Annotated in this window: 13 protein-coding genes; 9 read left to right on the top strand and 4 right to left on the bottom strand. The window is 61.3% G+C overall.

Annotation, left to right across the window (positions count from 1 at the left end):
* Positions 1–143: 143 nt before the first annotated feature.
* The 3 genes from ACQPYR_RS42625 (at position 144) to ACQPYR_RS42615 (ending at position 9,633) form a co-directional block, all read left to right on the top strand.
* Positions 144–2,993, top strand: a complete 2,850-nt coding sequence (locus ACQPYR_RS42625) for a hypothetical protein (protein WP_433625779.1) — start codon at positions 144–146, stop codon at positions 2,991–2,993.
* Between the two features lie 188 nt (positions 2,994–3,181).
* Positions 3,182–4,075, top strand: coding sequence for a hypothetical protein (locus ACQPYR_RS42620; RefSeq protein WP_433625777.1), 894 nt, complete (start codon positions 3,182–3,184; stop codon positions 4,073–4,075).
* Positions 4,072–9,633, top strand: coding sequence for a DEAD/DEAH box helicase (locus ACQPYR_RS42615; protein ID WP_433625775.1), 5,562 nt, complete (start codon positions 4,072–4,074; stop codon positions 9,631–9,633). Before ACQPYR_RS42620 ends, ACQPYR_RS42615 begins: the two co-directional genes overlap by 4 nt.
* 285 nt (positions 9,634–9,918) lie before the next feature.
* Here ACQPYR_RS42615 and ACQPYR_RS42610 read toward each other — a convergent pair whose 3' ends face one another.
* The 3 genes from ACQPYR_RS42610 to ACQPYR_RS42600 form a co-directional block, all read right to left on the bottom strand.
* A complete protein-coding gene (locus tag ACQPYR_RS42610) occupies positions 9,919–11,865 on the bottom strand; it encodes a Druantia anti-phage system protein DruA (protein WP_433625773.1) in 1,947 nt (648 codons plus the stop codon).
* A 38-nt stretch (positions 11,866–11,903) separates the two neighbouring features.
* Positions 11,904–13,349, bottom strand: coding sequence for an ATP-binding protein (locus ACQPYR_RS42605; protein ID WP_433625771.1), 1,446 nt, complete (start codon positions 13,347–13,349; stop codon positions 11,904–11,906).
* 1,263 nt (positions 13,350–14,612) lie between these two features.
* Positions 14,613–15,254 carry a hypothetical protein gene (locus ACQPYR_RS42600; protein WP_433625768.1) on the bottom strand — a complete coding sequence of 214 codons (642 nt, stop codon included), beginning with the start codon at positions 15,252–15,254 and terminating at the stop codon, positions 14,613–14,615.
* 87 nt (positions 15,255–15,341) lie between these two features.
* Between ACQPYR_RS42600 and ACQPYR_RS42595 the strand changes: the two genes are divergently transcribed.
* The 5 genes from ACQPYR_RS42595 to ACQPYR_RS42575 all read left to right on the top strand — a co-directional run bounded on the left by ACQPYR_RS42595 (position 15,342) and on the right by ACQPYR_RS42575 (position 19,131).
* Positions 15,342–15,659, top strand: coding sequence for a hypothetical protein (locus tag ACQPYR_RS42595; RefSeq protein ID WP_433625766.1), 318 nt, complete (start codon positions 15,342–15,344; stop codon positions 15,657–15,659).
* The gene (locus ACQPYR_RS42590; RefSeq protein WP_433625763.1) at positions 15,656–17,419 is read left to right on the top strand and encodes an alpha/beta hydrolase; all 1,764 of its coding nucleotides are present in this window, start codon (positions 15,656–15,658) and stop codon (positions 17,417–17,419) included. Before ACQPYR_RS42595 ends, ACQPYR_RS42590 begins: the two co-directional genes overlap by 4 nt.
* Positions 17,416–18,030 (top strand): LppA family lipoprotein, encoded by a 615-nt coding sequence (locus tag ACQPYR_RS42585; protein WP_433625760.1) that lies wholly within the window; start codon positions 17,416–17,418, stop codon positions 18,028–18,030. The genes ACQPYR_RS42590 and ACQPYR_RS42585 overlap by 4 nt, the downstream gene beginning before the upstream one ends.
* Before the next feature lie 118 nt (positions 18,031–18,148).
* The gene (locus tag ACQPYR_RS42580; RefSeq protein WP_433625757.1) at positions 18,149–18,517 is read left to right on the top strand and encodes a hypothetical protein; all 369 of its coding nucleotides are present in this window, start codon (positions 18,149–18,151) and stop codon (positions 18,515–18,517) included.
* A complete protein-coding gene (locus ACQPYR_RS42575) occupies positions 18,514–19,131 on the top strand; it encodes a DUF3558 domain-containing protein (RefSeq protein ID WP_433625754.1) in 618 nt (205 codons plus the stop codon). Before ACQPYR_RS42580 ends, ACQPYR_RS42575 begins: the two co-directional genes overlap by 4 nt.
* A 50-nt stretch (positions 19,132–19,181) precedes the next feature.
* Here the strand turns inward: ACQPYR_RS42575 and ACQPYR_RS42570 are convergent, their stop codons facing one another.
* A complete protein-coding gene (locus ACQPYR_RS42570; RefSeq protein WP_433625751.1) occupies positions 19,182–19,355 on the bottom strand; it encodes a hypothetical protein in 174 nt (57 codons plus the stop codon).
* A 1,118-nt stretch (positions 19,356–20,473) separates the two neighbouring features.
* On the opposite strand from ACQPYR_RS42570, the gene ACQPYR_RS42565 reads away from it, so the two are divergent.
* Positions 20,474–21,187 (top strand): ESX secretion-associated protein EspG, encoded by a 714-nt coding sequence (locus ACQPYR_RS42565; RefSeq protein WP_433625748.1) that lies wholly within the window; start codon positions 20,474–20,476, stop codon positions 21,185–21,187.
* Positions 21,188–21,445: the final 258 nt, after the last annotated feature.

The raw sequence follows: 21,445 nt of genomic DNA, 5'->3' as shown, positions 1-21,445 counted from the left end.
TGGTCACGAGCCGAACATTGTGTGGCACAACCGGTTCCGACACGCCGCAAACGAACTACACCGACATGGGAGACGGTCTTACGGCAAGCTGGGAACTACCCAGGATTTTCAGTAGGCCGCTCGGAATGGAGGTTGTTCCAACTATGACTGTTGGACTTTCGAGCGAACCTGTCGAGGTCCTGCGGTACGTCCACGCCAAGCTCGACAGCCACTTCCGGATCTTAAGTGAAGCACGCAAACAATTGGAGCCAGCGTCACCGGTCTTCGCATTGGAGCACGATCTGGGGGCCACGGACTATGAACTTCTGCTCAGCGGTGTTCGGAACGCTGTCTCCCAGGGGTTTTCTGATAGGCATCGTCTGTCGTGGCTGCCGTTCGTCGTCTACGCGGCGGAGTCGGGGTACGACTACGTCGGCGACGAGTACTGGCCGAGTTTTGAGGAGTCGACGCCAGGGTGGCACAGCGATCAACGGCGCTGGATAAAGGACCGGTTCCTGAAGTTTGCAGACGAATATGGCGGTGCGGTGCCAACCGGAGCCTTCGCCAAGAACTTCACGATAATCGCGTGGCCCATCGCGCATGCTGTACTGCCAACGTACCTGCAGCGCCAGCTCGCGCAACTTCTGTACGAGTTCCGTACGGGTTTATCCCCATCGCTCCTTGACGATCCCGTCGAACTCGGCATTCGGCTAGCCGTTCGGTCGCAGGGGTACACCGAGCGATTTCGGATCTTCTGCCAAAATACGGCGCTCCTTGGCCAAGTCGCGGCCGCGCTGCTGTCAGGAGAAGACGAGAGCTCGCCGTATCTTGTCAGTTCGACGCTTAGGCGGCTGGTGGACGGGCTGTCGCGTGAGCGACAGTCACGCTTGTGGCTGGCGTCGGCACAACAGGCCGCAAGCCGGGTGCGAGCATCAGGATTCAAGAAGGCCACTGACTCGAAAAGGGAGGGTTACCAGACGAAGCGGGAGCGATTGCCGGCGCCCACCGATCCCCGTTTCTTTCTCCGCTATCTCGACGGCGTTTGGAACGCTTATGCCGAATTGCCGGACTTGACACCGCTGAGCGAGCGATTGCCGGAGGCATACGACCAACTGCGGACGATGCGCGCGCGGGTGACTGGCGCACGGAGACCGGTTCCCACCAGAGCGTTGATCTTCGGCGGGCAGGAGGTGCGCTTCGACATGTGGCCGGATCCATCGAAGCCCTTCGTGCAGTTGGAGCATGGGACCGACCCGGTGAATAGCCTGATAAAGGATCAATGCGTCATGACGCGTGGTCCGTGGTGGCTATACCGCTGCCAGGGCACCGGGCTTGCAATCGAAGTTAAGCGACAGATCGTCCGCGCTGGCCATCGCTACATCCTGGTTGGGCTGGAGACCCAGGCTGCCCCGGACGTTTCGTGGTGTCGACAGGTTCCGATTCGGGCATCTGGAGTGAAGGCGTACGAGATCGACATGCCAAATCGCCTAACTGATACTGACACCGCGCTTTTGGTGACGCACGGTATCTCTACCTTGTCGGGCGTCGCAGTCCGCCCAGTCGGCATAGTGGCCAGCGCATGGGACGGTGAGGGCGCGGTCGAATGGCTTCCGGGTGAACCCGCCATCGTCGGGATCCGCGCTGACTCGCTGCCCTCTCATTGCCTTCTCGTAGTGGATAACGATTCGCACTTCGTGCGGTGGCCTGGCGGTGAGTCCGAGTTGATCATCTCCCTCAAAGGACTCGATGTCGGTACCCACGATGTCACCGTGACATTTCACGGGAGTTTTGACCAGGAACTGGCGAAGGGCTCTCTGGCAATCACGATCCGCGATCCGCAGGTGCGGCCAGAAGGCGGTACCAGGGGTGAAGGCATGCGGCTGCTGGCGTCGCCAGCGCGACCAACGCTTGCCGAGCTATGGGACGAGCGCGCAACAGTTATCGTCGATGGACCTCCAGGTGCCGCGGCAGAGCTGACCGTAAGTTTGCTGGGCGGTGAAGGTAGCGAGTTGGTGAAGATCCGACGAACGGTACCGTTGCCGCTCACAGAAAAAGCTTGGACGGCCTGCACGAAGTCCATTCGCGACGACAAACTGTTCAAGGACTCGTATGACGAGGCTGAGTCCTGCGTGCTCACTGTGTCCCGCTGGGGCGTCGGCGTTGTCTCGCTCAGCTGTGAGCGGGGCTTTCAACCGCTTCGTTGGCGGTTTGGCAAGGAGCGCGATGGCTCCGTTGTTGCTACGTTGCACGACCGTACGGATGGCGGTCGCGCGACGGTCGAGTTCTTTGCCGTAGATGCACCGCTCGATGCAGTTAGCAATACCTTTGGAGTAGACGCCGTGCTTCCGCCGCGAGGTGGCTTGCTGCGTGCCACGTCTGATGATTCCGAGGTCCTGGTGATCGCGCCTACGAACCCGAATGCGATGTTTGCCCTCGGAGAGCTCCAGCCCTATGTGCCCTGCTATGGGAAGTCGCCGAACGACATTAAGCGGTTTATCCATGCGCACCGGAGGTGGGCAACAGCGCAGTTGCCAGCAGACCCGTTTGCGGCGTACCAGCAGCACGTCGTACTCGAGGCTATCGCGCGAGCCAATGTCATGTCGATTTGCGGTGCGCACTGGGCACAGGTGGAACGCTCGGTCGAGCGAGCCGACGAACTAGTGGACCACTTGGACGAGATGCAGAGTGCTGTCGGCGTATCGGTCGCACAGAGGTTTCTCGCTGCCGAGATCGGGCGCAACCTGTATCTATGGCTCACCCCACAGACACTGGAGGCCGGCTTCGCTGAGGTAATGAAGTCCACCTTCCGCAGAAACGGGATCAAGACGCCCTTAGCTGCGCGATTCGTACTGACCCTTGCCGGACGCCCTGGCGATGTAACCGAATGGAACGCTTGCGACCTCGATTATCTGCTGGAGCGGGTCGTGGCGTCGCCGGTGTTATTGCGCGCGGCACGCTTCGCTGTACTCGGCACTAGGTCCATCAATACTGAGACTGCAGAGCGAGGCCTCTGATGAGAGTGTCGAGCCTGTCCCCAGATGAAGCGTCCAAATTGGCTACTCGCGTACTTGGCCTTGATCCGGACCGCATAGCGCTTACTGCCAGTGAGGGGCTCGCAGCTTCTCTGCGGCGTGCTGCGTCGTTCATGTGCCCGACTACCTCAAGCCGCCTGGTCGACGCCGTCCTCGGGGCTGTCCGGCCCGTGAGTGCCGATGACGCCGTCACGCGTGACGATTTGGCGGGGTTGGTGGATCTTCTTGTGGCAGGGGGAGATTTGCTCGAAATCCGCCACAACGCCGACAGTTCCGTCCGGCTCTTATACCTCGGTCCGCCTTCGTACATCGAGCGTGAGCCCGGAACTTACCTTCTTCTCGGGATTCGACCGTTCGGGACGCCGCTCGTGGACAAAGAACTCGGTGATGCGATCGAGCAGGATGCGCACCTCCGGAGCATCCGCCTTGATCCCGAGACAGCGGCTGAGCGAATGTCTGCCGCCGGACTCCAGCTGATCGATCGTGAGCATTGGGTCGCGAGCCCGCGCCGCGAAGATGCTCAGGCTCTCTTGCATCGGCTCCGCGAGCACTTGGACGCCGCCAGGCCCAGTGGCGAGAGCTCGGAGCTTCGTGTCTTGGATCCGCGCACCCCGGTCCGGTATTACAGGGGACGGTGGCGTTCTCCGAAGCCGGTCGACACCGGTGACTTCGTGGCACGCCGACCACAGGCGTACGGTGCAGACCTGTGGTGCCTCGCCAGGCTGGAGGCTGGGTCCTTACAGAAGCTCGTCGAGTTTCCGATCGATAATCCAACGACCCCCGGACGCGATGAAGCCTGGAGGACGCAAATGGCAATTGATGCGGTGCGCGGCGTGCCGCAGTTCTACCGGAAGGCGCCCGCTGTAGATGGTGCGACCGCCGTGGAGTTCTTCTCGCCAATCCCCGGGTTCGCCGAACGTTACCTGCAACTGGTCAGTTTGCCGCTCGTAGAACCATCGGGTGCCTTGTTCTCGTTCCGCATACCCAATGGGGCGATGCCAGCCCTAGAACGACTGCTGAGTGACGTGCTCTGGATGGATGCAGTAAAGAAGGGACCACAGTGACAGTTGATACGCCAACGATCGCCCAAACAGTTGCCGAGATTCAGGCGGCGCTCCGGGACTACATCGAGGCGACGTACCACGTAGGCCATCCGACAGTCATCGAACAACGTCGTCAACTTCTAGAGTCCGAAGGCGTGCTATTCCGGGAACCGTACATCGAGAGCACGCCGCGCTACACCACGAATCGGACATTTGCAGAGCTTGATCTAGACGCTGTTGTCCGGGACTTGTTCGTGTCCCTGACACAGAAGGCGTGCGGCCTCGATCCCTTGCTGTATGACCCGCCATACACCCACCAGGCACAAGCGCTGGAGTGGTCGACTCGCGACGGCTCCAGTCTCGCAGTGACTACAGGTACTGGTTCTGGCAAGACAGAAACGTTCTTACTACCGATTCTGGCAAAGCTCGCAGGCGAAGCGGCACATCACCCTGAATCGTTCCGAACCGCCGCGGTGCGGGCCATAGTCCTCTACCCAATGAACGCACTGGTGAACGACCAACTCGGTCGTATGCGACTCCTGCTGGGCGACCCGCGGGTGACATCGCAGTTTGAGGCGTGGGCCGGCCGTCCGGCTCGCTTCGCCCGTTACACCAGCCGGACGCTGTACCCCGGGGTGCGCACTGCCAAGCGGGACCAGCAACGACTCGGATCCATCGAAGACTTTTATGTTTTGCTCTACGACCGTGCGCAGGATTCGAGTTCGCAATGGCACGACCAAGCGGTCGAATTGATCGAGAAGCTGCAATCTCGTGGTAAGTGGCCGGCTAAGCCTGATATCAAGAAGTGGTATGGCGAGAAGGGCACGCGCTGGCAAAACAACGCTGGCGAGTTCGTCCGCGCAGTTATGCAGCCTGAAGACCCTGAATTGTTGACCCGCCACGAAGTGCTCGCCGCGCCGCCGGATGTGCTGATCACGAACTACTCAATGCTGGAATACATGCTCATGCGGCCGCTTGAGCGGCCGGTCTTCGACACTACTCAACAGTGGCTCGCAGACAATCCCGACGAGCGTTTCCTCCTGATCGTCGACGAGGCACACCTCTACCGCGGTGCCGTGGGCGCCGAGGTTGCGCTCCTGCTCCGACGTCTTCGGGCGCGTCTTGGTATCGATCCCGATCGGCTGCAGGTCATCACTACCAGCGCAAGTTTCGCGAGTGCTGGGTACGCCCGTGAGTTTGCCGCCCAACTTAGCGGCAAGGATGAAGCCGAGTTCCGCACGGTCGAGGGCGAGTTGAAGTTGCGGACGGGCGCGGTTCCTGGGAAGCCCGAAGATGCAGTTGCGCTGGCGGCAGTACCAATTACGGACTATTACGACGGAAATAGCGATCCTGAGCGGCTTGAGGCAGTTACTGGCCTTCTTGCATATCGTGGCGTCACGCCCGGCGCCGCACCGGTCTCCGAACTACTGTATGACGCGCTCAAGAGCTTCGGCCCGATGAGCATGGCGGTGAACGAAACCATGCAGAAAGCTCAGCCAGTGAGCGAACTCGGGACCGCCCTATTCCCGGACACCGATGCTTTGCTCGCCGATCGGGCAGTTACCACGCTCATCGCCTTAGGGAGCGCTGCCCGTCCTGGACCAGACGAGCCCGGGCTCCTTCCATGTCGTGTGCATGCGTTCTTCAGAGGTCTGCCTGGACTTTGGGCGTGTCTCGCTCCTGACTGTTCCGAGCTTAACGACGAAGAGCTTCCAGGGCGGGGGCCGATCGGAAAGCTCTACGCACAACCCCAGGCAACCTGTGGTTGTGGAGCGCGGGTCTTCGAGTACTACACATGTCGGCACTGTGGCTCGTCCTATGCTCGCGCCTATACCGACGACTTGACTGAGCCGACCTTCTTGTGGCACGAACAGGGCGGTGCCTTCCAGGCTGCGGCGGGCACCATCCCCGAACTGTTCGCTCTCGACCTCCTACTCGAAAAGCCGTCGCGCGATGCAGATATTGAGATTGCTGATCTCGATCTCGTCACGGGTCGACTCAACCCTGAGAAGCTAGGTTCGCGTTTCCGGACGCTCGCCATCCCTAAGCTGCGTTGCGGCGAGACAGTCACATCTGGGGATGACGACGGGGAGGAGACGAAGGCTAACGGTGAGTTCAAGCCGTGCGGTGTATGCGGACAGTTGGCGGGCTTTGGACGTTCATCGGTGCAGGACCACCAGACTAAGGGGGACCAGCCTTTCCAGGCACTCGTGACTCGTCAGATTGAAGTGCAACCGCCAAGTCGCGAATACTCGGACTTTGCGCCCCTTCGGGGTCGCAAAGTGCTGGCTTTCGCTGATTCCCGCCAGGTCGCGGCCCGACTGGCGCCAAATCTGCAGACTTACTCGATGCGCGACGTTATCCGCCCGCTGGTCCTTCGGGGATGGCGTGACCTTGAGGCGCAGCAGGACATTAGCAATCAACTGAACCTTGAAAACCTGTTTCTTGCTGTAATGGTCGGAGCAAATCGGCTGGCGGTTCGGCTTCGACCGGAGCTACGGCAGGCCGAATCCATCCACGTTCTCAATGATGTTGGTAAGGCGATCGACAAGGGTGCGCTGGACGGTGACAACGCTGCCTTGATCGAATTGATCATGCTTAATGCTGTGCCGCCACTGTCGTTACTTCGGGCCATCTACGCAACGCTCACCGACAAATACTACGGCCTTTCGTCGCTGGGCTTGGCGTCGCTCCGCGAGACCGGGACACTGACCGAAAACCTGCTGGCGAAGCTCCCCACCATCGACGGCGTCGCGACTACCGATGAGGCGCGGCTGGCGCTTGTTCGGTTGTGGCTTTCGCATTGGTCGAATCCATCGCCCGGGATTTGGTTTTCCTCAATGACCGAGGGAGAGTGGTGGAAAATAAAAGGTGGCGTCAAACCGCACAAGGGCAACTTTGCGGCGTTGGATCGGTGGCTCGGCACCCCTCCCGCTAAGAAGAAGTTCGCCCACACGTGGCTTCCCCTGCTGCAACTGGCTTTGTGTGAGCCGGTGTCCGGGGGGAAGTTCCGCCTCTCCGCTAGTAAGGTCGCCTTGAGTACGGGCGGGATGTGGGCCTATTGCGAGCGGTGCAGGTACACGCAGCGTCCGTTCCCAGGACGCGCGAAGTGCGTGAGTTGCGGCCAGGACACTGTCCGAACATTGAACCCGGATCATGACGAGGTCTTTCAGGCGCGCAAGGGCTACTATCGCGCCAGTTCTTTACGGGCGCTGAAGGAACCGCCCGAGACACCGATGAGCATTATTGCACGTGAGCACACAGCCCAGCTGAACGTAGCGCAGTCCGACGAGGTTTTCTCGCGGGCGGAGCAGTATGAATTGCTCTTCCAGGACGTGAATGTCACGCTGCCTGGTTCTACTGAGCAGGAGCAGCCGGCGATCGATGTGCTGTCGTGTACCACGACCATGGAAGTCGGAATCGACATTGGCAGCTTATCGGGCGTTGCCCTGCGAAACATGCCGCCGTCACGGGCGAACTACCAACAGCGAGCTGGTCGCGCGGGCCGCCGCGGGTCCGCAGTCGCAACGGTGCTCGCTTTCGGCAGCGCGGACACGCATGATGATCACTACTTCCGCGACCCCGCTTCAATGATTCGCGGGAAGGTCGAGGACCCGATTCTCACGATGGATAACGGTGAAATTGCCCGACGGCATGTCACAGCGTACTTGCTGCAGCGGTACCACCAGGATCGTCTCCCTACGATCGCCCCAGAGGAGCAACCTCAGCTCTTTGAGGTGCTAGGCAGCGTCAAGGCTTTTCTTGGCAAGTCCTCGACCCTCAATCGAACCGACTTCGAGGAATGGCTCAAGGAATGTGAGGCGGCGCTTCGTGTAGAAGTGGCGGGATGGCTGCCCGCAGAACTGGGCCCCACTAAGACTGTGATCCTCGACGGCATCGTGACTACGACGCTTGAAGGCATCGACTGGGCGCTCGCTGTAGAGGACAGGGAGTCGCCCGACCCCGAGGAAGGCGACGCGGACTCTAAAGACATGGATGTCGAAGCCGATGGGCCAGCCGAGGATGGGGCTGAGTTGCCGAGCGAGCCCCGCAGCCAGGCCAACCTGCTGGACAAGCTGCTCTACAAGGGTGTCCTTCCGCGCTACGCGTTCCCGACAGACGTCGTATCCTTTCACGTGTTCGATGCCAACAAGTCTGAGCGCTTCCACACGGAGTCTCGCTACGCCCCGAGCCAAGGGCTCCCGGTCGCACTCAGCCAATACGCGCCGGGCAAGGTCGTCTGGATCGACAATAAGGAGTGGACGTCGGGGGCGATCTATTCCTCGATGCACTCGGATCGGTTCAAGGCATGGCAACAGCGTTGGTTCTACTTCGAGTGCCAGATATGTCACTACGCGATGCACCTACCACCGAGCAAAGCCAAGCGTGGTGAGAAGCGGGACTGCCCAGCGTGTGGCTCGGAGGGGAAGTTCGGCGAGGCGATGAACTGGATGCGTCCGCCAGGGTTCGCCCACAGAGTTACTAAGGAGCCCGGCACTAGCCCAGACGACGCGCCAGCGATAAGCTACGCGACCCGCGCCAAGCTGGTCGCCGAAGGGCCGAGCGAAGAGAGCGCTTGGACTGCCGTCACGGACGGCTTGGAACAGACATACCAGCGGTCGACATTGCTAGTGACCAACACTGGGCCGAGAAACCAGGGCTACAACTACTGCACAATGTGCGGTCTCGTGGAGCCAACGGCGCAAGCCACTGGCGAGGTCTTCGGTACGCACAAGAAGCCATATCCCGATGAGGACAACCCGGATTGCCCTGGCTCGATGTCGACGCGCGGCTTGGTGCTCGGTACCGACTTCATCTCGGACGTCCTGCTCGTACGGCTGCGGGTAGATAGTCCGGTCAAGCTTCAGCCCGCGCTATTGTCTACCCACGTCGCGCTCCGAACGATCGCCGAAGCGCTGACGATCGCGGCCACGAAGCGTCTCGGCGTCGAGGCAACCGAGTTACAGGCCGAGTACAGACCCGCGCTCACGCCGCTCGGACATGAGGGCCTGGAAGCAGAGATCTACCTGTACGACACTCTTGCCGGTGGCGCGGGGTTCACGCGGCGGGTGCGTGATTTCGGGTTGACGATCTTCGAGCAGACACTGGAGCGACTGGAGTCCTGCCCGGCTAACTGCGACGAGTCCTGCTACCAGTGTCTCCGGAGCTTCCGAAACCGCTTCGAGCACTGCCTGCTCGACCGCAAAGTCGGTGCCAGCTTGCTCCGGCACCTTCTGTATGGCACGGTTCCGACGCTCGACCAGATCAGGTTCGATCTGGCCGCTGACAAGCTCTTCACCGACCTCGACAGCCGCGGTCTAAGTGACATTCATTTTGCGCGGAACGCGACGGTTGACGTGCCGGGTATTGGGACTATACAGGCGCCGATACTCGCAATGCACGGTGCGCAGCAGTGGATGATAGGCGTGCACGGGCCGCTGACGCCGGATATGCCGCCGACCAAGGAACTTGCCGATGCCAAGGAGTTCGGCGGAATCCAAGTGCCGCTAATCGACGATATGATAATCGCCAGGAATTTGCCGTTCGCGACGGCCCAGGTCCTCAAGATGCTGTCATAACGACTGCGGCTGTTCTCGCCACCGGCGTCACGATCTCGACCGCTCACGGTCTTGTCCATCTTGAGTACCGAATATCCCGCGACAAAGTAGATCAGGACGAGAGAGTTGTCGGACGCCGGTTCAGGTTCGGGGCGCGAGGTTTGGCTTCCCGGCGTCGGAAGGAGCGTAGGTTCTTGCGGGGAGTGGGCGGACAAATCGGCGCCACCACGAAGGCCTCCTGGAAGTGAAGCGGTTTCTCGACATCCGCTCCACAACAGGAAGCCTTCGTTAGTCAGCAACCAGCCCTCACGAGCCCGGGAGAACAGACTCGGCGGAGAAGAGCAACAACTCGTCGTCGTCGACGGGCAGCGGCACCCGCGCACCGTGTTGGATCGGGCGAACGAGGCGATGCGAGCGCATGGCGTCCTGCACCGCTGGTTGCGCGGCTCTCCGAAGTGCCCAGCGCCCAAGCCACCAGGCGGCGACCTTCTGATCTGCTTCTTCCATACCTGGGTCGATCAGATAGTCCGGTTCCAGCGCGATACCGAGCGAGAACTCCCGGAGGTTTTTGACCAAAGGCACGCCATAGAGGATCCGTTCCCGGCCGTGCTTGAGTAGTTCGTTGGTGGGCCACCCTAGCGCTGCCAAGCCATGCCGGATCTTGCGGAGCCGTGGACTTACGCCTTCACCGAAGATGCTATTCACTCGTATGAGAGAGCCGTTCAATTGCGACAGACGCACAAGTGCGGCGACAGTTTCGTCCGAGAAGTGCGACGTGCCGAACGAGCGGGAGCGGCCGAGTTCGTGGAAGCCCATCGAAACATCGGCCGCGCCACCCATGACGTTCGCTGGCCAGAAAAGTCGGTTGTACTGGCTGGAGCCGGTGCCATAAAGCGACGTCGTCCCAACGAAAGACAACCGTGCTTCTCGTTCGATCGGGCGGCCCGCCATGGCCGACGCGATTTCGCTAGGGCGAGCGTACTTCGCACGGTATGCGGCAAGCACCTTGGGAGACACCGCGAGCGCACCGACGAGTTTCCCAGCCGCGAGCGCGTTGTACGGCGCAACGGCACCGCACACTGTGAGGTCAGCGATTACCGTGCCCACGCGCTCGCCGCGGGCCTTGCGAATCACACGCCGGATCTGCGCACGGGCCTTCCGATCATCGAGAGCTTTCTTAAGTCCAGCGAGTGGGGTGGCTTCCTGCTCAAAGTGCTGCCCGAGGCATTCTGCGATCTCCAACGCTTCTGCGAGGGCAGCGGAACGCTTGCTGCGGAACAAATACGTCTCGGCGCGTTCGACCCAGGCGTTGGACTCGATGTTCCGAACAACCCTGATGGCGCTGCCCCGATGGTGCTTCTGGCGGTAGCGCTCGGCGTCGGCTTTGAGACGGGCGACCGTTTTGGCGGTGTCCGTGCCAGTGCCAGTTGGTTCGAGCACCCCGTTCCGGACCAGATCAGTCACATAGATCTCGTCGATCTGCGTCTGGATGCGATTCGCTAGCCATTGTGCGATTTCGGTTGTCGGATTCGCCTCGACTGCCTTCAGGAACTGATCTGTTTCCCATCCCATCCAGGTGTCGCGCTCAGCGATCTGGACGACAGGACTGGAGATTGCAGCCAGACCAACCACAGCATGGTGCTTCGTGGCAGCATCGCGGATGAGGATGGGCATCGAACGACCAGGCACGGTGGCGTATGCGTTCGACCACGTGTGGCGGAAGTACCGCCAAATGTCGTGCAGTCTGAAACTTGTTAGTTCGCAGGTTGATTGGTCGACGATTTGGACGTACGGCTTGATCGCTGTGGTCGGGTCGTCGGCTGATGCGAGGGTATCTGCGAGTTCACCACCGTCCCGCATGAGGTTGAAAACTGAGACGATGTCATCGCCATGTCGGTGGCCGCGCTCCATCGATTCGACGAAGCGACGCACGCTCGGCTTGCGCAGTTGCTCGTCTCGACGTACGTGCTCCTGCCTTCTGATCCGCGCCTTCTCCGCTTGGCGGTCATCGTGCGCCGAGGGAGGGCGTAGAAGTGGTCCGATCTTGTCGATCGTGATCGTCCAGCCTTGGTCTACCAGGTCGATCAAGGTGTGTGCTGCCGCCGCAAGGATGGGTTGTTCATAGAGGTTGCCGAGGTTGGCGGCGCGTGCCCATTCAGTGTGGTCTAGACCGGAACCGACTGCGTGCGTGTCGACTTCGGATAGGAGCGCACACAGCTTTGCGAACCCACGCCGCTCTTGGCGTGTGGCCATGGTCGGAAGACTAAGCGGGACGTACTTCAAATCTGGGCTCATGATCGCTGGACCATCCGTCCGTATGTCGCGCTCCATATCCGAAGCATCTCATCCGTTTCTCGACCCATGAGAAGGGCGGTCCGCGCGAAGGACAGCAGGAACAGTTCGATTGCTGTGCGAAGTTTCGTGGCGGCGGCATCTTCCATGGCGGTCAACGGGTGGTAGAGCGCCGCGAACGCGGGGTGGTCGATGTTCAGGGTGACGTCGAGCGTACGGTGCTTAAGACGCGAGCGGAACATCGTTTCCGCAGGCATCGGTGCCGATCCGATGCTGTAGTTCAGAGGACCTCGGGCCCGACCTCGGCCTTTAATCGCGGGGAGGTCGGCGTCGGTAGCCGTGGCAATTCGGCAGGATTCCGCGGCAGCGGCCTTGAACTTCACCTCCTCGAATGCTTGGCGGACGCGGGAATTCAGCATTCGCGCAATTGACTCGAGTTCGGGCTCGATTGCGTCGCGAAGAGCAGCGGAGGGTCGGATACCTTGCTTGTTAATGGTTATGCCGAAGTGCTCGTCGAGCACGGGGTCGAACTCGATCTCGCAGCGCCACCAGTCGTCGTAGTTCTCTTTGCGCTTGGAGCCCATCAAGTGCCAGCCGATGGCGATTTCACGACCAGCACGAAGTATCGTCACACCGCCGTGCCCAACGATCCCGACTTGGCGCTTGGTGACGTTGTCCAGGTGATGCCAGGCGTGCACCGGCAGGATGGTAAATCGTACGGTCACGAATGCGGTGTCACCGGACGCGGTGGCGACCTCGTATCGCAGGGTGTCGAACGCTGGCTGCGCCGTCCGACCCTCGACTTTGGTTGTGAGCAAGGTCGGATCCACCGGTTGCACAGGCATATCGTTGATCGTGAGCCGCAGATCACCGCTCAGAAAACGCCGGTAAATTCTGCCCAGATCGCGGTGCAGTGCTCGCTCAAGCCATGCCAAACGTCGGTACTCAACCCGATCGCACTGGTACCAAACGACGCGACATCCTGACGATGTCGGCGCGCTGCCAGCGGGTCGCGGTGCAAGGTCCACTGGCATTCCAGCAGCAATCTCGTCTACGTCGAGCATGACGGACCGTGCTGGCTGACCCGCCTGCCACGCGACGACTTCCACCTTTCGTGCCTGGCTGACCGAAGCGGCGGGTAACCCCATACCGAATCTGCCGAACGAGGTCCGCTCGTCGAACCGGGATGAACCGCCGAACCGCAGACAGGAGGCAAGCTTGGCCCGATCCATGCCTTCGCCGTTGTCCTCGACCTGGATCTGTGGCCATACACCTTTAATCGGGCGGTTGATGCTGATGGCGACATCAGAGGCGCCGGCCTGGAGAGAGTTGTCGACTAGTTCCGCAAGCGCAGTGGACAGGCTGATGTAGCCCGACTCTCGCGCCGCCCGAATGAAGTTCGATGGCACCACGAGGTTGTCCGCCGCCCGCAGTCGGTGGCTCATCGGTTACCCCCGTTTCAACGTTGTTGTCATAGGACGAGAGTAGCTGCACGCGAATGTGAAGGCGACCAGGTGTGTAGCCGTGAGTATGGCCAATTCGGCCACCTAGGCTGAGGCGTGGTGTGCATGGGCAAGGCGACCGAACTTTCGCTGCGACTTCGCGGTTCGTGCAAGGGGGCAGCCGGGCCGCCGTCGCTCGCGAGCGACAGACGTGACTGTCATGTGCAGCGCTCCCGAACTGGCGGTGCCCGACTTCAACACGTGAGACTCCCGGTTCGCTGAGAGACGTGTTGGTCGGGACAGCGCGGTGCCAGCGTTTCCGCTGGTCGGGTTTTCTTGGGGGCGCTCGCCGAACCCGACGTGCATGTCTCCACGCGCTGGGCTCCGCGGGATCTGGCGTCAGGTTGGCCCGGGTCCGGGATTGGCGATCGTATCGCCGCGGTACCAGTATCTGAGTGATCGGCACCTTAGCAAGGTTGAACAACTCGATCCCGTTTGCAGACGGCCTGCGCTATCGACCGGTGTGGTCGGTCGGTTCGGTAAGGTGTCGGCAGACATCCTTCCATCGGCGATGCCTCGTAATCTGATTCGCTGGTGTTGATAGAGGTCGACAAACATGCTGGCGGACCACGCCCGGCTCGACTACCATGATCGGCTCCACGATGGCGAACCATAGCGAGCCGACTTGAACGGGCACCGGTCAGCGCAACCCGATCGCGGAGCCCAGTGGGCAGATGATCGCACCGCTTGAGCGCGGGGTGGTGACGACTTCGACGATGATGTACTGACGCCGGATCCGGTGGTAGTCACCGGAACTCACGATTAGGCACAGCACCCCACCGGGCAGTGCCGAACCGCAGGGGCGTGCCAGACCTCACCGAAGCGGGGCTGCCCCAAGTGAGCAGAACGCCGACCTGCGGTGAGCCCCGCCGTGATCGGGGTGGCGCGGTCCGGGGTGTGTCGGCCGCGTTCAAGATCGCGCTGTCCGCGGCGACGCGCTGCCAGTAGAAATCGGATGTAGAAGAACGAGAGATACATCACCGGAGTGAGACCTTCGACACGCGAGCCTTACACTCCGTCAGCCAAATATGCAAGTTTAGGAAACAAGGGTCGGCGCTCAGTCGCCACTCATTCGTATGGCCTTGTAGAGCTGACCAGCTCACCCTTCGTGATGCCGTTGCTACCGTCTTCGCGGATCCGCCTGTCACGGATGTCGCACCAACATGGGTGTATGGCGTCATCGGCGAGCAAGGTGCCATGAAGGGATCAGTACTCCAACCAGCTCTTGCGCTGGTAGTAGCGATCCATCTCTTCTTCCTCTTCCTGGGTCGGTTCCCGGCTCTTCAGCGGTTCAGCGGGCTGAGTTGTCGCCTGTGGCCTGGGCCAGGTGGGTCGGGCGGTTGGTGGCGCGGATGGCGTAGCTCGGGGCGGTGCTGCAGACGGTTGGGAATGCTCGGTTTGAACTTGCGGCCGAGGCCTGGTCGATGCGATCGGCTCGGGAGACAGCCGTGGCTGCGACCTGGCAACGGCACCGGGTTGGGCGGGTGGCTGGGGTACCGGTGGTGGAGATGCGGCAGGAGCCTGCTGTTGAGGCCGCGGTTGGTTAAGAGCGTCTGTACCACGTTCTTTCAGCGCCCGAAGCCGTGGGTCGTTCTCGATCTGGGCGATAGCAGCGGCGATGGCCTTACGTGATTCGGCAAGCGCTTCGGCATGAAGGCGCACGATCTCGGCGACAAGCGTGTCGGGATCGAGACGTCGGCCGACGTCGGTGAGATGTATCGCCTGCAGTGAACCGTCGACACCGACTTCAACACTGGCCACAGCCCCGACTGTGGACGCGCCAGTTGGTTGGTTCAGCGACGACTGCAATTGATCGATCTGGCTGGTAAGCGGGTCGATGTCGGACATAAGAGAATCCACCCCGTTCCTGATTGTCCTACCGCAGCATATAGTGGCCAGGGATTCTGATCTATCCATTCAGCCGAGGGGGCGGACTTGGGCGCCGACGAAACCTTTGAACTCGATCCTACTGCGGTACGCGCTCTGGCCGACGGTCTTGGCACCGCAGGTCAGGAGATCCAAGTAATCGGCCGAGGCGGTGCCCTTGCTGACGGTGTGTTGGAGGGCTTTCCTGGTGCGGACACGCCATCGGCGTGTAAGACCGCGGAGCGGTCCGCTGATCAGGCGCTGGCTGCGGTGGGTACTGCATTGATGGAGTTGGGCGGGTCCGCGGTGGCAGCGATCATCGCCTTGAAACAGCAGGACGGTTCGACCGCCCATGGCATCGCGATGGCCGAGGAGGGGGTGCGTTGAGCAAACATTTGACTGTGTCGCAAGTCTTGGACTGGCGCCCCGATACGTTGACTGCGCAGGCCACCGACTGGGATCGGCAAGCAAACGAGCTACGCAGTCGGCTGGAGGTCCAATCGCGAGCGGTGGACGACTCTCACGACACCTGGAAACGCACCTCTGGTGACGCTATGCGCGCCCGGTTTGCGCAGATCAACGAAAAGGCGTTGAAGACTGTTGGGGCACTGGAGAAGGGGCGCGACGCGGCGAACACTGCTAGCCAGAACTTCACCACCGCAATACTTCTGGTTCGGTCGACGAAGATGTCAGCCGAGGGCAAAGGCCTGAGGGTCATGCCCGAAGGCACTTGCGAGATCAAGGAAGAAACGAAGCAGCTCATCTACTCAACGGTCAACGGCGACGCAGAGCGTTACAGCACGGCGATCTCAGCCCTCCAGGTCGATGCCGATTCGCACACCTCCTACGTCAAGTACGCGCTGTCCCTGGCGGCTGATGCCGACAATCAAGCGGTTACCACGATCAACGCGGCCTTCGCTGACCTTCCGACTGTCGAGTCGTTTGGCAACGGTTCGCCAACTGTGAAGCCTGAACCCAAGAAGCCGCCGGAGAACGGCACACCGGAGGAGAACCGTAAGTACTGGGACGCGCTGACGCCGGAGGAGAAGGCGCAGATGATCAGTACGCAGCCAGCCGCCATCGGCAGTCTGGACGGCATACCTGTGGATGCGCGCGATCAGGCCAATCGAAACCTGATTCAGATCGAGAAGGACCGGATACAAACGGCTCTCGACTCTGGTGATCCGAGCAAGATGGTCAATCCGAAAACCGGCCAGTGGGAGTCCCCTGACACCCTCACCAAGAAGCTCGCCGATCTGAAAGCGGTTGAGCAGGCCGTGAAACCTGAAGATGGCAAGCCGCCGCGCAAACTGATGCTGTTGGATATGCAATCTGGAACCCAAGGTCGGGCCGCGATCGCCGTGGGGGATCCTGATACTGCCGACCACATTTCTGTGACGACACCAGGACTCGGGACAAACCTCCGAGAATCGCTTGGCTCCATGGTCGGCGAAGCGGATACGTTGAAGACGGAATCCGAGCGTCAGCTGCGGGCCGCGGGTAGCGATGACACCGTGTCCACGATCGCGTGGATCGGGTATGACCCACCGCAGAAAACGTACTCCGACCTCGACATCGCGAATGTCATGTTGCAGGGCCGTGCGGAAGAGGCTGCTCCGTCTCTGGCGAAGTTCTACGAAGGCCTCGACACTGCCAGCACCCAGAACGACCCGCACATCACCGCCCTTGGGCATTCCTACGGATCGGTCACCCAGAGCTTGGCCCTGCAAGAAGGCGGGCATGCGGTGGACGACGCAGTCTTCTATGGCTCGCCTGGCCTGGGCGGCCATGCTTTGACGACCACTCCGCCGTGGGTAGAGGGCACGCCGATCGGCCCGTTGAACGACAAGGTTCACTCAGCCGAGGACCTTGGTCTGCAAGATCATCATGTGTACGAGATGACCGAGAAGGGTGACCCGGTCGCCAACCTGAACAGGTTCGGCCAAAGTCCCAACGCACTGCCGTGGGTAACCCACCTCAGCACCGACGAGATCACCGTCGACGGTCAGACCTACACCGGCGCCTCCGGGCACGCCGAGTACCCGCGCACCGACAACACCACGCAGCACCTGCACCGCTCTGGATACAACCTCGCCGCCATCGTTGCCGGGCTCCCTGATAACGCGACGAATCCGCAGCATCGATGAAAACCACATTCCAACGGGTCAACCTGGCCGCCGGAATTACCGCGGTGGTGATCGTGGCAATCGGGGCCCTCGTGATAGGACACGCGATCATGAACGACGGCTCGACGAAACCCACAACCGAACAAGAGACCGCCGCGGCAGTTCAAACCCTGCGCAACCGGTCCAACCTGGAAGATGCAGAGGCACAACTACATTCAGCGGTCGAGCAGATAGCGGCAGTCGCGACCGAACTTGTGCCCGGCATCCAGTGGGAATGGATCGATGATCACGCTCGGCTGGACTGCTCTCAGCCATTCGATAAGACAAACGGGCGTATGGCTCGGCTACAGAACCGTTGGGCGCGGTACACGCCTATCCCTGAGGATGTGTGGCCGCAGTTCCTCGAGCGTGCCCGTGTGATCGCAGCGGGCGTGGGAGCCACGTCGCCACAAACGATGAAGGATTCATCCGGTACGCCGGAAGGTCAAAGGGCGCACGATGTCTGGTTCTACAACGAGACCGAGGGTACGACGATCAAGATTGCCAGTGATCGCGCAACCATTATCTCAGGGGAGACAGGTTGCCATCTGCCCCAAGCGAACTTCAACGACCCGGTCCGACCCACGCCGTGAGGCCCAACCGGCCAACGACGACTTGATCGACCGGCAGCAGCCTGCGAGCGATGGAACCGCACAGGCTCACGGTGCGTCCAAATAGTGTGGACCCACAAATCAGCTAGGGAGGACAGCCATGGACATCAGCAACGGTGCGGCGGCTGAGCTGTGGCAAGCCGCAGTAGCCGGAAAGTTCCGGCTCGAAGCGGGAGCAGCCCGTGAGTGTGCGGCGCATTTCGACTGGTTTGCCGGCATGATGGGCGAACGCCGACGCGAGGTTCGCGATCTCGAGCGGTTGGAGGGATTCGGCGGCTTCGATTCGGCGCAGCAGTTACAGGCCGGGTTCGCGCGCAAGGCAACCCAGGGTGCAGAGGTGTTGGCAGCGACGCAAGAGGCTGCCTTGCGGATCAAGGCGTCTATTTTGCGAGCCGGTGGCCTACTCGAGGACGCCGATGCGGCGAATGCAGAGGCTGTTCGCGCCGCTGGCCAAGAGATCGCCTCATGACAACCCGCCGTGCGTCAGGCTTGATTGCCATCGTCCTTGTCATGGGAGTTGCGGCGGCATGCTCTTCAAACACCCCTACATCGGGCCCGACCAAATCCAGCCCTGAAACCTCTACGTCGACAACGGCTACGCCGAGACCAACGTTGACAGGATCCAGACTGCAGCCGCCTGCGCAGGACAACAAATACGCCGACCCGGGGCGGCACGCTGTCGTATTCGATCCTTGCACCTGGATAAGTGACGACGACATACAGCGTGCTGGCTTCGATCCCCGAACCAGGAAGCGGGCACATGACGTCGTGGCCGAGTACACCTTCCTTACCTGCCACTTCGATTCAGATCGCGTACTCCTGTCACTCGAATCCGGCAACGTGTCACTCGATGAAGTCAAGAAGAAGTACGCGGGCAAGACTCGGCCCTCGACAATCAACGGTCGTGAAGCGCTCATTACCAACAAGTCTGACGATACGTGCTCGGTCGATATGCAAACCAAGGTCGGATACTTCGGAGTGACATTCATGCCGACCGGACGTGGCAGTGAGCCGATCCAACCATGTGACGGCATCGTCGAAGCCGCGACAATCCTCGAACCATCCATCGGTAAGGAGAACTGACCATGGGTGCCGATAATCCGAGCTCGGCCTATCCAGGGGCTCCGTTCCTGTCAAACGATCCAACGCTCGACCCGAAGGTAGCGCCACAGCGAGCGGCCGCCACCAACACCCAGCGATGGGCGCAGGATGCCGGTAGTGCTGTCACCCATGGTGGCCAAGACCCGTCGTACATCGAGCGGATGGAGGAGTTCGGCGGTGTACCCCATCAGGAGATCTATGATCATGCCCAGCAGATGAAGCCGAGTCTGATCCATTCGACCGCACAGGCGTGGAGCAATATCGGCAATGCCTTGCTGGGGAACATGATGGGCTTGAACAGCAAGGTCCGCTCAACCGTAGCGCAGGGCTGGGAAGGTGCCACTGCGGACACGATCCTCACCGCGACGCAGCGCTTCGTTGGTCAGATGACCAACGTGCACAACGTGATTCAAGATGTTTCATGGCGCCTCGAATCGTCGGCGTTCGCGGCCGAAGTGGTCAAGGCGCAGGTGCCTCCGCCTCCAGCTCCGATGCCAATTCCTATTCCGAGCGGCGCCGAGAGCCCGGTGGCTGCAACCGGTCAGACGACGGCTGAAAGCGAGGCCTACCAGACTGCGGTATGGGCGATGCGGAACAACTATGTTCCGACCTACGAGCCTGCCGGGCAAGGGATTCCAACGTTTACCGCCCCGACCGTGACCGAAAACCAGCCGAGCGGATTGGGGAGTGGTAGCCCCGGTACGGCACCGGGCGATCCCGGTGGTTCGCCAGGAACGTCACCATCTGTGGACGAGCCCAGCTCCCAGGGGCAGCCTGGAACTCAACCAGCCGCCACGTCTGGGGATTCATTTGCGGGGCAGTCTGATTCGGCAAAAACCTCGAATACTGCGGGGAACACCACACCGGCCGGTACCGACTCGAACAGTACTAGTCCTGCGGGTGTGACTCCAGATAGGGCTGGGCAGACCGCTTCGGGTAGCCCGAGCCCGGGCTCCCCCGGTAGCCCAGGTAGTCCGACCAGCCCAGGCAGTCCGGGAAGCCCTGGTCGGACATTGACGGGCGCTCCCACCAGTGGCCCCGCTGCTGGTGCCTCGCTATCCGGCACCAGCGTAGGAGGCGTGTCGCGCGCAGGAGCCGCGGGCATGCCAGGCACGGTGTCGCCGGGTGCCGGTCGACGACAAGAGGATCGCGAATCGACTCGCGAGACGCCGGACTGGTTGATCAACAGCAAGAACGGGGAAGAGTTGGTGGGGCCGCGGCATCCGACCGTGCCTGCGGTTCTCGGTGCCGATCAGGCGCCACCGGATGATGGATGGGTCAACGTCCGAGCAGCCCCGGATACGTCTGGGGAAGATCACGGGCAATGAGGTGGGAGTTCACACCGGACGAGTTCATCTATGTCTGGGGACAACTCGGAGCTGACCGCATCCCCGCCCCCCTAAGTTTGACCGCCTCCGTCCGATGGCGCGACGAATGGGAGGCGATCGATCGGAACTTACGCGAGCGGCTTCAGGTAATCGAGGACCCGGACCTGCTTCCAGTGCTTCGGACGGCTGCAGACCCAGATATATCACTGATGCTGGTCGGCTCCCGCAATCGTAAATTGCGCGCCTTCGGCGCGGTGACGACGAACATCGGAGTCACCATCGTCCAACGTGCCGGGGCTGGCCCGGACTTTGGTGGCAACGTTGTTATCGAGGTCGGATCGGCAGCATTGGTTCCGAAGGTATTCGCTGCGGTGGCCGGCGAGCACCCACCCGGTCAAACTGCGGGCATGGTCGAAACCTTTGAGCGGCTGCAGGATACGCGAACGCCAATCGGATTGATTCCGGATGAACCAGTCGTCGCTGACCGGATGCGTAGCCTGCTTGCCGCGCCCCGCTCCGGGCATGGTCATATCGAGGTCCAATGTGACCGCCATGCCTCGAACCCGCCGTCGCCGCGCTATCTGAGCTGGTTCGATGTCGACGGCGACGGCCGCTACATCTATCTGCGTCGCCACCGTGATTTCCACATAGATCCTTGCAGTACAGAGGGATTCCGTTCGGCTGTGTCACGGCTGATGGGACGGTCGTAGTGGACTCGCAACTCGAGGTTGAGCCTCTACCCAGCCAGCTACAGGATGCAACCCCGAGATTCGTCGAGAACGCCGCGCGCCCCCCGCAACGCAGCTCATTGGGCGGCACTCGGACGGTGCGTCCGGGTCGCGATTCCGGTCGGAGTCGACAGGCTTGTCGTCCTACCAGCGTCTGATGCTGCGCTGGCCCGCGAAAGTCGGCATGACGGGACCCCTGATTCGGTCCACCTGATGTGGCCACCAGTTCCAGGGGCCACA

It is taken from the genome of Nocardia sp. CA-120079, from assembly GCF_050955745.1.
Taxonomy (GTDB): Bacteria; Actinomycetota; Actinomycetes; order Mycobacteriales; family Mycobacteriaceae; genus Nocardia.
Note: the sequence above shows the minus strand (reverse complement) of the source record. Positions and strands in the feature narration are given on the sequence as shown.